Origin of the sequence: Streptomyces malaysiense, assembly GCF_000980885.2 — a bacterium.
In the GTDB taxonomy this organism is placed as follows: domain Bacteria; phylum Actinomycetota; class Actinomycetes; order Streptomycetales; family Streptomycetaceae; genus Streptomyces; species Streptomyces malaysiense.
The window spans coordinates 1-12,838 of record NZ_LBDA02000029.1; the positions used below are offsets into that span (position 1 = coordinate 1).

Here is a 12,838-nt window from a genome sequence, read left to right on the forward strand (position 1 = left end):
CACCCTTTCAATCTCAGCGTCACCGTTGCCGTCAAGACGCCAAGAGGCCGCCATCGGGATTAGCCGATGGCGGCCTCTTGGCTTGCCGCATGCTTCCTACCCAAGGACTCTCTATTAATCCAGAGCCAAGGGCCGTCACCCGGAGAGGGCTAGCGCATCAGGAACGAAATTCGCGAGACCACGAATTCTCCGTAGGAAAATTCGTGACCCAGCTCTACGAATCTCGCATACAAATCATGGTCGATCTCACAAGAATACTCCATGAGGAATCTCAGGAGGACCCTAAAGGCGAGTTCTGGGCAGATATCCGAGGCGCACACCCTCAGCGCCGATACGGCGCCCGGGATACTCGCCATTGGATTGCTTGCGATCGCCTCATCCAGAGCAGGCTCAAGCTCGTCGATTTCCGCGACAACCCTGCCCGTGAAGGCGCCGTACGCACTTTCACCGACTTCGAGGTTTGCGTGTACGGCGGCTTGAGTGAGGCCCCTTTCGCAGATATCTGCAACTTCCCGGAACCAGCCCAATCCACTGACCGAATCGCCGTTGAGGCGATGATAGGAGCCAGTTGCACATTCCCAGAGGGTGGCAACAGTGCCAGCGTCACCGCTGGCTGCCAGCCTGAGTGCATCCTCGGCGAGCGCTAGCACGAACGGATCTGACGTTTGGGCGACGTAGCTCATGACCACATCGCGCGCGCTCCCCGATAGCCTCCAGTCTTGATGGAACATAGAGGCTAGATGCGTGATACCGAAGTCATCCTCGGTAAATCTGATCCCCACAGAGAACACCTATCTCGGGTATGCGGTCGACACGTAATATCCCCCCGGGTGCCCAGCCGCACGCTGAAGGATTATTGTGTACGCGTTACTTGTGGGGGTAATACTTCCGCTCGCGTCAGCCCTCACCCCAATTGGGTTATTGGCGCCGAATCTCCCCTTGATTTCAAGCGGCCCTACGCCACCACCTCGAAGCCAGTTGCCGATGCGTTTCTGATTTGACGCGATACCGTAGTCGACGACTTGCTGGGCAGTCTGGAGATCAGTAAAGCGAGACTTCACTCCCGAGGTTTGCGCCATCTGAATGAGTCGCTGATCACTTACATTCACATGCTCGTCGAGAACGTGCGCAGCAGGGAATCGAGCGTCATCAGCAGTCAGGTTGTTGCAGTTGTGCACCAGGACCGGAGTGGCCCCCGCCAGCACATAGTACGTGTGGAGTTGCTGGACGGTGAGGTTCCAGCGGTTTGCCGCGCCTGGTGTGGGGCGGGTCGCCTCAACGTGGGCGTGGCCGTTGGTGGCCGTGTTGAGGGCGTCGCCGATGTGCAGCTTCCCGGCGGGGACCCAGGTGTGGGTGGTGTCGTCCCAGAAGGGGTGGTTGGCGGTGGTGTGGAGGGTTGCGGTGTGACCGTCCTTGGTGCGGATGGTCAGGTCGAGCAAGTCATGGTCGTGGTTGATCCAGACGTGCTGTACAGCGCGGGCGCCTTGGTGCTTGCCCGTCTTGGGATCGGCGGCTTCGACCTTGTCGCCGGTCTTGATCTTGCCGATCGGCTTGGTCCTGCCGCCCCCCATCAAGACCTTGGTGTCAGGTGAGAAGCTGCACCAGTCCTCGGTGTGAGCCGTTCTGCCGGTCGGTCCTGTAGCAGCCGATAGCAGCTGTACGCAGATGTTGCCGACAGCCAGGCCCGCCGCCGGGTTGCAGTAGGCGACACCCGTGTCGGGATCGAGGAGATTGCCGTTGCTGGTGCACTGGAAGCCGAGGCCGCCGCCGGAGCAGCCGTCGCTCATGTCGGGCGGACTGGAGTAGTCGTCGCTCACGTCGGGCGGACTGGAGTAGTCCTGGAGATCTTCCGGTGGGGATTCCGGCAGGTCCTTGACCGTCTCGGTGAAGGAGTCGTCGACGGACTTTGTGCGGTCCTCGTCGGCCTGGGTCTCCGCGCGGCTTTCCGCGTCCGCCCGTTGTTCGGCTTCGGCCTTGCCGGAACGGAGGCTGTCCTTCGGGGGGGAGTATGCCGGGCGGGTGGTCGCCGGACGGGAGTACCGCGGGCGGGTGTTGGTCGGGCGGGAGTACGTCGGGCGGGTGTTGGTCGGGCGGGAGTACCGCGGGCGGGTGTTGGTCGGGCGGGAGTACCGCGGGCGGGTGGTCGAAGGACGGCGGCTTCGTTCGGAGCTTCTGCCAGCCTCGTCCTCTTCCTGTTCCAGGCTGTGGGCGTTGGAGCGCTTGGCCTCGTCCAGCGATTCCTCCTGCGCCAGCTCGTAATCGGCCGCTTCCTCCGCTTCCTGCTCCTTTTCGTACCTGGCCTCGTCGGCCGTGGACTCCTCGCAGTAGCAGACACCGCCTGCGGGGGCACCACCACCGCCCGGATCTCTCACATTCCAGTGCCCGCTCGGGTCGGTGCTGGTCAGCGGGTCGCCGCCGCCGTAGTCGTACCGGTTGGCGTTGATCGACGGGGCCGGGTCGAGGGTCCAGGAGTCCCGGGAGGAGAAGCCGCCGGTGGACGGGTCGTACCAGCGGGCGGACATGTTCACCTGGCCCGTGGACGGGTCGGTGTAGCCGCCCTGGTAGCCCAGTGCGCCCTTGGTTCCGGACTGGGCGGTGGCCTGGCCGAACGGGTCGTAGGCGGTCGAGGTGTCCAGCGTGCCCGTGGCCGGGTCGAACGAGCCCGTCACGTCGCCGTGCAGCAGGTCCGCCAGGACCGACGTCGCGCCCGTGCCGTCCGTGTTCGCCGTCGACAGCGGGCCGCCGGACGGGTCCCGGGCGATCAGCCGGCCGCCGCCCGCCACCAGGTTGTTCGACCGGTCGGCGTACGTCAGCGAAGCGGTGCCCCGCTTCACCAGCCGGCCCAGCGCGTCGTAGGCGTACGACGTACCGTCCGCCGACACCATCCGGTCCAGCGCGTCGAACGCAGCCGTCTTCGTACCGCTCGCGTCCGTGCTGCCGGTGCGGGTGCCGCGCGCCGAGTAGGTGTACGTCGTGCCGCCGGACGAGACCAGGCGGTTGCGTGCGTCGTACGTGGCCGTGACACCGCCCGCGGACGTGCGGTTGCCCGCCGCGTCCCAGGTGTACTTCGTGACCGTTCCGTTGACGCCGGTCCAGCTGGTGAGGCGGCCCGCCCAGTCGTAGCCGTAGGACTGGGTGCCCGAACCGGCCGTACCCGTCGACGTCCTGGAGGTCAGGCGGGAGGCGTCGTCATAGCCGTACGCCACCGACGACGTGGTCGTGCCGGACGGGGACTTCAGGGTGTCCGAGGTCAGGCGGTCCAGCGCGTCGTAGCCCAGCGAACGGGTCGCGCCCGTCGAGCCGTAGGTGACCGAGGTCAGGCGGGAGGCCGTGTCGTAGCCGTACGTCTGCGTCGTGCCCGTCAGCGGGTCCGCCGCCGAGGCCAGCCGCCCCGCGGTGTCGTAACCGAAGGCGGCCTGCCCCGCCGCGTCCGTACGGCCGGTGAGACGGCCCTCCTCGTCGTAGGCGAAGGCCGCCGTGCCCGACGGGCCGCCGGAGGACAGCAGGTCACCGCGGTCGTCGTAGGTGAACGTGTCCGTGCCACCCGGCGCGCTCGCCGAAGTGACGCGGCCGGCCGCGTCGTAGCCGAAGGTCTCCGCGGTGGTCGCCGCCTCCGCGCCCGTACCCGTCACCTGGGTGATCCGGCCCAGCGCGTCGAACGTGCGCTGCTCGCTCACACCGCCCGGCTTCAGCTCCCGCACGGGCCGGTCGGCCTTGTCGTACGCCATGGTCCAGGTGCGGTCCGAGGCGTCCGGGTAGGCCGTGGTGGACGGCTCCACCACCGACTCAGGCGTGCCGTGACTGGTGTACGTGTACCAGGTGGTGTCGGAGCGGCCGTCCGTCAGGCGGGTGCGGTGGCCCGCCGCGTCGTAGCCGAACGTGGTGGTGACGGACGTCGTCGAATCGACCGGTTCCACCAGCTTCGTGAGGTCGCCCAGCGCGTCGAACGACCGCGTCGTGGTGTGGCCGAGGGCGTCCGTGACCCCGGTCGGATCGCCGTCCGCGTCGTACGACGAACTGGTCGTGCGCACGACCGTGCCCGAGCCGTCCTCGTCCGTGACCTTCGTCGGCCGGCCGGCCAGGTCGAACGTGGTGCGGGTGGTGCGGCCCTGCGGCGTCGTCACCGAGGCCGGCAGACCCGTCGGACCGTAGGCGTACGACGTCACACCGCCCGCCGGGTCGGTGACCGTCAGCGGGTCACCCGCCGCGTTGTACGTGCCCGACGTGGTCAGGCCGGTCGGGGTCTTCGTCGACAGCAGGTTGTCCGCGTCGTCGTAGGAGAGCGTCGTCGTGAACGCGCCCTGGGCCGGATGCCGTTCGTCCGTCGTGGCGGTGACCTGGCGGCCGAGGTCGTCGTAGGTCGCCTCGGTGCGGGCGCCCGTCGGGCCGGTGGCCGACAGCTGCTCGCCCAGCAGGTCGTAGGTGGAGGTCGACACCGGGGCCGAGCCACCCGTGGTCGGGGCCGGCTGTGTGACCTTCGCCAGGTTGCCGAGCTGGTCGTAGGTGTAGGTGGTGGTGTTGCCGAGCTGGTCGGTCTCGCTCGCCAGGTTGCCCTCGGCGTCGTAGGCCCGGGTGACCTCGGACGTCAGCGGGGTCGAGGCACCCGGCGGGGTGTAGTCCGGCAGGGTGACGCCTGTGGTGCGGCCGAGGCGGTCGTACTCGGTGTGCGTGACGCCGCCGTTCGGGTCGCGGGCGTCGACCGCGTCGCCGAAGCTGTCGTAGCCGATGGTCGTGGTCGGGCGGACGGTGGCCGACGACTGCTGCGTCTCGGCCGTCACCGGCGGAGCCTGGGTCTCGACCGGCCGGCCCAGCTCGTCATAGGTGTAGTCGGTCGTGTACGCCGTCGGGTCCGCACCGCTCACGTTGCCGCGCGGCGAGGTCTCGGACAGGGTCTGGCCCAGGTCGGAGACGGTACGTGTGGTGACCAGGTCGTCGGTGCCGTTCTCCACCGTCTGCCGGGTGATGTCACCACTGGTGTTGCGCTGGTAGGTGACCTTCTCGGTGCGGCTGCCGCCGGCGCCGGTCAGGGTCGTGGTGAGGACGGCGTCGCCCGCGTCGTACGTGTATGCGGTGCGCCGCGCCAGTCCGGAGGGGTCGAGGACGGTCGCCGTGGTACGGCCGGCCGCGTCCGTCTCGTAGTCCGTGGTGACCTTGCCGTTGCCCGTCGTCTCGGTCGCCGGGTGACCGGCGGCGTCGTACGTACGGTCGCTGAGGACGAGGTCGCGGGTGGTCCCGTCCGGGTTGTGGAAGCCGGCCAGGATCTCCTGCGCCCGGAGCCCGTCGTCGTAGTAGGTGTAGCGGGTGGTGCGGCCCATCGCGTCGGTGTGCTCGGCGAGGCGCCCGGCCGGGTCGTACGCGGAGGAGACGAGGACGACGTCCCGCGCCGTGGACGGGTTGTTCGGGTCGCCGGTGTAGCCGGCCAGCGTGGTCGTGGCGGCCTGGCCGAGGGCCGTGTACGTGTAGCGGTAGGTGGCTCCGCCCGTCACGCTCAGCCTGGTCCGGTGGCCGTAGACGTCGTACGTGTACTGCTCCGCCCCGCCCTCGGCGTCGGTGAGCGAGGCCGGGTTGCCGTGCGTGTCGTAGGTCCAGGTGGTGGTGCGGGTCCGGTCGCCGCCCACCGCGTCGGCCACCTTCTCGGTGAGCGTGTTGCCGTCCGGGTCGTAGGTGTACGTCGTCTTCGCCTGGTGCTTGTCGCCGGTGACCTCGTCGGTGGTGACCGGGCCGGTGACGGTGACCGGACGGGACTGTCCGTCGTAGGCGGTGGTCGTGGTGACGCCGCCCGGGTGCTCGTCCGAGACGATCTTCCTGTTCGTCTCGCGGCCCAGCGCGTCGTACGTGTACGAGGTGACGACACCGGCCGGGTCGGCGACCGTGGCCAGGTCACCGGCCGCGGTGTAGGTGCGGTGGGTGACACCGCCCCGCAGGTCGGTGCTGGTGGCGAGCAGGCCCGCCGGCTCGGTGCCGCCGCCGGCCGCGGACTCGGTGCCGTCGGTGTAGGTCTCGGTGACACTGCGGCCGGAGGGGAAGTCCGAGGTGGCCGGGGTCGTGGTGGAGGTCCGGTCGCCCTGGGGGTCGTAGCCGTACGTCGTCTTGTACGTGTCGTCCGCCGAGCCCGAGGAGCGGGCGTCACGGACCTCGGTGAGCTGGTCGTTGCGCGGGTCGAGCGGGTCGGAGCTGTTCAGGTAGTAGCTGTAGTACGAGGTGTGGCAGGTCGCGCTGTCGGCGGCGTCACGACACGTCGTCCGGGAGACCTTGTTGCCGCGGGCGTCGTCGCCGAAGCGGGTGACGGCGCCGTCGGGGTCGGTGGTGGCCGCGAGGAAGCCACCGGTGTCGTAGGCGTAGCTGGAGGTGCCGCCGAGTGCGTCGGTCTGGCTGATCAGCCGGTCGCCCTGGAGCGGGTCGTAGGTCCAGCTCGACGTCCGTTGGTCGGGGTCGGTGGCCGTCACGGTGAGTGTGGGCGTGCCGGCCACCGCCGCGTGGTCGTCGGTGGCGGGCTGGTCCTCGGTGCCGGTGAGCCGGTACGGGGAGAACTGGTAGGTGCCGCCGTCGGCGTCCGTGTAGGAGGAGACCCGGTCGCGCACCGTGTCGTAGCCGACCGCGGCGTGCACCCGGCCGCTGGGCAGGGTGACCTTGGTGAGCTGCTGGGCGGCGGCGGTGCCGGAGGAGTACTGGTCCGCGATGGTCCTGGCGCCCAGTGGCCGGGTGTAGACCGCGGCGTCGTCGAGGTCGCCGGCGAAGTGGCCGATGGTCCCGGCGGTGGCGGGCCAGGTGTTCCAGTAGCCGGCGCCCAGGTAGACGAAGCGCTGGTCGACCTGGGTGATGTCGCCGGTCAGGCTGCCCACCTCGGCGCCGTCGAGGTACAAGGTCTGGGTGTTGCCGGCGGCGGTCAGGGCGGCGTGGTGCCAGGTGCCGTCGTCTACGGCCGAGGCGGAGGTGATGGGGGCGGCGGTGCCGTTCCAGAACTCGCCCCGCAGCTTGCCGTCCGTGCCCACGTACAGGGCCGGGGTGTGATTGCCGGTGGTGGCCTCCTCCAGGGTGTGGTCCTGGTAACTGAGGAGGACACCACTGCCGGTGGTGCGGAACCACAGCTCGGCGGTCAGGTACGGGGTGTCCGTGACCACCTGGTCCGGCAGCCGGACGTAGGAGGTGGTGCCGTTGAAGGTGGCCGCGGTGTCGCTGCTGCCGGCCAGGGCGCCGGCGGTGCCGAGCTGGACGTCCTGGTAGGTGCCCTCGTGGTCGGCGGCGTCCAGGAGCAGGTCGCTGCCCGCGTGCACCGCGCCGGACTTCTCGTCCAGGCGCCAGTAGGAGAACGGACCTGCGTCGCGGACGACGGTGCGGTGGTGAGATCCGGTGCCGTAGGCGTACGTGGTGCAGGCACCCGGGGCGTCCAGCGGACCGCACACCTGCGTGAGCTTGTCACCGGAGTAGGTGTACGACCAGGTCAGAGCGGTGTCGTTGGTGGTGGGCGAGTCGGTGACGACGGTCGTGACGTGGCCGCCGGACCAGGTGAAGTGCAGGGCGCGGCCGCCGGTGGCGGTGGCCGTGGTCAGGTTGCCGGAGGTGTCGTAGGCCAGGGTCTGTGCGCGACCGCGGAAGTCGGTGACGGCGGTCAGCCGTCCGGAGCCGTCGAAGACGTAGGTGGTCTGCTCCTTGTCGGTCAGCTTCCAGCCGCCGCCGCTGACGGCGGTCAGGGTGGAGAAGCTGCCGTACGGCGGTGCGTAGCTGCCGTCGGGGTTCTTGCCGAATCGGATCTGTCGGCCGGAGGGCAGGGTGGCCACCACGTTGCCGGTGCCGTCGTCGTCCGGCTCGATCCGCATGTCGTAGTGCGTGGACCAGCCGGCGCCGAAGGCGTTGTCGGTGCGCGGGTCACGGCTGTTGTAGGTGCGGTCCACGGACAGACCGGGACCGACCGCGGCGACGCTCGCGTCGGTGGCGGTGGTGGTGTAGTTGCCGATGCCGGGGTCGACCTCGCGGCCGGAGCCGTCCAGGCCCTGTCCTCCCAGGTGGGAGGTGATGGCGGGCTGCTCGACCGCGGTGGTGAAGGTGTAGAACGGGCTGAGCGGGGTGGACAGGCCGTTCTCACGGGCCTTGACCCGCCAGATGTACTGCTTGCCCCATGCGAGCTTGTTCGCGGGGACGTTCCAGGTGCGCTGGGCCAGCCAGCCGGAGTTGACGCAGTTGACGGGTGTGCTCGCGGTGCCTTCGCAGACCTCGAAGTAGTAGTCGAGCGCGGCGCCCGCCGGGTAGTGGTCGATGGACTCGGCGGACATGTACAGCGCCGGGGTCAGGCCGCCGACCTGGCCACCCGGGTGCGGATAGACATCCGTGATGCGCGGGCCGACGTCCTGGGAGGTGACGGAGACGGCGACGACCGGTACGCCCTCGCTGGAGAACCAGCGCTCGTTGCGCAGCAGCTGCATGTCGAAGTCGACCGTGTACTTGCCCGGTGGCAGCGCGGGTATGCGCGCGTCGAGGGTCGCGTCGTCGCCAGGGGTGAGCCGCTCGTTGAGCGGGGTGTAGGCGACCTGGCTCATCAGCGCGCCGGTGCTCGCGTCGCGGATCCGGGCGCCGAGGCGGACCTCGTCCCAGCCGGACGGCTCCCAGGTGAAGTCGCCGAGGTTCTTGACGTTGACCGATACCTCGCCGCTCTGGGCGCCGGTCAGCGGGGCGGTCATCGAGCCGACGGTGTACCGGGCGCCGTAGCCGGTGTGGGTGATCGCCAGGTAGGGCTTGTCGGCGGAGTTGGCACTGCCGAAGCGCTTCCATGGGCCGGAGGTGGAGAAGTCGGCCCAGATGGCGAGGCCGTCGTTCGTGACCGACCCGTCGACCCAGTTCTCGACGAGGTCGGTGCCCTTCTGCCCGAGGTCGATGACGCGCCACTTGGCGCCGCTGGAGCAGCTGGTGCCGTAGGCGAAGGAGTCGGTGGCGATCAGGTTGCCGTAGCTCGGCGGACGGTTGTTCCAGGTGACGGTCGTGGAGCTCCACGAGCCGGTGACCTGGCGGACCGTCACGTCCTGGGCGGTGCAGCTGGAGGACCAGTCGTTGTACAGGCCGAGGCCGGCGTCGAGGATGTACTCGTTCTTCAGCTGGCTGTTGACGTTGCCGAACTTGAGGTAGCTGATCGCCTCGTCGGTACCGGCGTCGTAGCTGCCGATCTTCAGTTCCTGGTCACCGGCGAAGTTGCTGTCCGGCCAGGTGTTCTGGACGAACGAGTCGCCGTTGTCGTCGATGTCGACGCTCGGGTCGACCTTGACCGGGAAGACCCGATCCGGCGAGTTCAGCCAGGCGTCGTCCAGACCGACATCGAGGGACCACTGGCCGTCGTTGTGCACGAGGTGGTAGGTGACGTCACCGGAGAGCGCGGGGCCGCCCGTCTTGTCGCTGTGGGCGGAGTCCTCCATCCACCCCTTGGGGATGACGGCCTGGACGGCGCCCCCGGCGTCCTTCAGCACGACGGCGCCGTGCGCGTCGAGCGACGGGCTGAGGCCGTCGAGAGTGAGCGGGAAGGTCCACTCGTGCGGAGCGTCCGCCGAGTCGAGGACGATCGTCTCCTTCACCGCTCCGTGTGCCGCCTGCAGCACCAGGTCCGAGTCGCGGCGGATGCCCTGGTACGAGGCGCTGTCCTGGTGGACCTGGGCGGAGGTGTCCGCTGCGCCGTCCAGACCGAAGCCGACGGCGTGGCGGCCTCCGGCGAACTCCACCCGGGCCAGGGCCGGGTCGTCACCGCGCCGGGCGAGAGTGAGCCCCGTGTCGTCCGCGCTGGCGGCGAGCCGGTCGGGGCGGGCGTCGGACTCGGCCGCCTGCGGCAGACCCTTGGCCTGGTCGGCCGGGACCAGGGCGGTGTCGATGGGGTGCCATGCGCCGGAATCGTCATGGTAGTTGACCGGGTCGCTGTAGACGCGAGTGGTCAGTGTTCCGTCGGGATTGCTGAACTCGTCCGAGACGGCCGTTCGTTGGCCCGGCATCTCGACGCTGCGCTGGGCGTCGAAGCCCGTAGCGCCGTCAGCGCTCCCGGTGACCGGCTTGAGTTCCTGCTTCTCGGTCTTCGGCTCGACAGGGGTGAATCCGCTGCCTGCGTCGTACATCGGCAGGGCGTGCTTGCCCGCCTTCAGGTCGCCGGGGGAGAGCTCGTCGGGGCCCGTCGCGTCGGTCCGCGCCGCGCCGACCTCGTGCTTGCGTCCCGCGGCGGTACCGGTCCGCTGCGCGGGCACCTTGGCGTCCGCCCAGGGACTGTCGGCCGCCTGGGCGAAAGGGGTCAGCGCGGGCAGCGGCAGCAGGGCGGCACACAGGGCCAGCAGCACACTGCCGGACGTCAGAGCGACGGCACGCGGAGGGCGGCCGGCGCGAGGGCGCCGGTACCGTGCGAGCAAGCGGTGTCGGGGGCGGCTGGCCACGGAACTCCTTCAAACCACAAGGCCGACCGCCCGCGCACGCGCGTCGGACAAACACGCGGGTGCTGGGCGGCCGGCCATAAGCAGGACACAGGGGCAGCCCATGCCGAAGAGCAGGACTTACCCAAGCGGCGTACACGTTAGATGATCAGAAGTTTTGTGAAAGCGTGCCCATGACAACAAATCCATAACGCGTTCACGGAATCCAGACCGTTTTCCAAATCGGGGCCGATAGTCGCAGCTCTGCCAACTCGACTAATTCATAGGGAATTTGAGTCGGGCCGGATCGCTTCCTGTCGGTTCGCGCCCGGTTGATCGCCGTGATCGATCCGAGACCGGCGCGTGGATAACCTGCGCCTCGATCGCGGACACCGCGATGCGCGGCCACTGCGGCGACACCGGCTCGGCGCTTCGCCGGATCGGACGCAGCGGTCACCTGCGACTGGACGAGCGAAGGGCTGATGGGCGGTCATGGCCGAGAACGAGGCTGCGGAAGAGTCCGGGAACGGGGACTCGGCGGAGACCGACGGGACCACGACCCGCAGCGGAACCGGGAGCGGGATCGGAACCAGGAACGGAACTGGGAGCCCGGCCAAGAGCCGGACCGGCCCCGCGTCGGGGAGAGGCCGCCGCCCCAGGGCGTGGCAGTTGCTGGCCGCCCTGCTCGCCTGCATCACCGCGGTGACGGCCGCCGTCCTCACCGCCGGATCGGGCGGCGCCGCCCAGCCCTACGACTTCAACGGCGACGGCACACCGGACCTCGCCGTCGGCCTGCCCGGCGACACCGTCAACGGGAACGTGCGTGCCGGCTCGGTCCTCGTCGCGGACGGCACCTCGTCCGGACCCGCCGGCACCTCGACCCTGATCAACCAGGACTCGACCGGCGTCCCGGGCGCCGCCGAGACGGACGACAGTTTCGGGCAGAACTTCGTCAGCGCCGACTTCAACCACGACGGCTACGCCGACCTCGCGGTCTCCTCGCCCTTCGAAGCCATCGACACCACCACGGGTGCCGGCATGCTGACGGTGCACTACGGCACATCCAGCGGTCTTGACGGTTCCCGTACGGACGAGTTCAACGAGGGCGCCTCGGGCATGCCCGGATCCGTGTCCACCGACCACGTCTTCACCTACTCCCTGGCCGCCGGCGACCTCAACGGCGACGGCTACGCCGACCTCGCCATCGGTGAGCCGTTCGAGGGAGTGAACGGCCATGCCCATGCCGGCACCATCAAGATCATGTTCGGTTCGGCGAACGGCCTCACCACCGCCGACACGATTCAGATCGACGAGTCGACCACCAACGTCCCCGGCACCCCGGAGGCCGAGGACCGCTTCGGTGACCAGGTCGCCATCGCCGACGTCAATGGCGACGGCACCGCGGACCTGGTCTCCGCCACCACCGGCGAGCAGATCTCCGGCAGCTCCGACCGCGGCTCGATCCATGTGATGTACGGGCCCATCACCGCCGCCCCCGCCTCCGACGGGTACGTCGACTCCGGAAACATCGACGGCATCAGCGAGTTCGCGGGCAGCGCGCTGGCCGTCGGACACTTCAACAACGACGCGTACGCGGACGTGGCCGTCGGCGTCCCCGGTCAGGAGATCGGTGACCAGGGTGCGGCCGGGCGCATCGCCGTCTTCTACGGAACCGCGCACGGCCTGTCCGCGGACAACATGGAACTCTTCGACGAGGACACACCGGGAGTCGCCGGCGCTCCCGAGTCCGGCGACCGCTTCGGCACCTCGCTCGCGGCCGGCGACTTCGACGGCGACGGGGTGGACGACCTGATCGTCGGGGTGGGCAACGAGGCGATCGGCTCCACCAAGGGCGCAGGTGCCGCCGTGGTCCTCTTCGGCAACGCCACCGGCGGCATCACCGCCAAGGGGTCGATATGGGTCGACCAGAGCACCTCGGGCGTGCCCGGCACCATCGACACCGACGACCACTTCGGCTGGACCGTCGGAGCGTTGGACACCGACGGAGACGGCCGCGTCGAACCGCTGATCGGCGCACCCGGAAACGCGGCGGGTACGGTCACCGTCCTCAAGGTCGAGCCGGGCACCCTCAAGTCCGCCACTGCCTACGCACAGAGCGACCTGGGCGGCGCCACCGGTCTCGACGGTGACGCCTTCGGTATCGCGCTACCGCACTGACAGCGGAGAACCGGACTTCTTCCACGTGTTCGTGCGCGGGAGACCCGCAGGCCCTGGGCGGGGCACACACGCCGCCGGCGCCGACCGGGGGCGGTGGCACCCCTCTTGGAGATGGGCGGGTGACTCCTGGGCCGGCTGAGCGCACCGAACGCTGACCGAGCCGGGACGGGGTGGAGCCGCCCTATGGCACCGAGCCGGGGAGAGTCCGACGACCCGGACGCGAGGGAGAACCCCGTCGAGTTCTCCGCGAATGTGAGACACCGCTCACCGGGCCGCACCATGGCCGGTAC

General features: G+C 69.4%; 3 protein-coding genes. 1 reads left to right on the plus strand and 2 read right to left on the minus strand.

What is annotated here, in order from left to right; translation table 11 throughout:
* Nucleotides 1-149: 149 nt before the first annotated feature.
* On the minus strand, nucleotides 150-683 hold the full coding sequence (locus VT52_RS12895) for a hypothetical protein (RefSeq protein WP_143070876.1): 534 nt from the start codon (nucleotides 681-683) through the stop codon (nucleotides 150-152).
* Nucleotides 684-791: 108 nt separating this feature from the next.
* Nucleotides 792-10,301 carry a DNRLRE domain-containing protein gene (locus tag VT52_RS12900; RefSeq protein WP_071387441.1) on the minus strand — a complete coding sequence of 3,170 codons (9,510 nt, stop codon included), beginning with the start codon at nucleotides 10,299-10,301 and terminating at the stop codon, nucleotides 792-794.
* Between the two features lie 738 nt (nucleotides 10,302-11,039).
* On the opposite strand from VT52_RS12900, the gene VT52_RS12905 reads away from it, so the two are divergent.
* Nucleotides 11,040-12,548 (plus strand): FG-GAP repeat protein, encoded by a 1,509-nt coding sequence (locus tag VT52_RS12905; RefSeq protein WP_046424702.1) that lies wholly within the window; start codon nucleotides 11,040-11,042, stop codon nucleotides 12,546-12,548.
* Nucleotides 12,549-12,838 lie beyond the last annotated feature (290 nt).

Excerpts from the sequence above, each read along its gene's own strand:
- VT52_RS12895 (WP_143070876.1), bottom strand. The coding sequence starts at position 683 with ATGAGCTACGTCGCCCAAACGTCAGATCCGTTCGTGCTAGCGCTCGCC.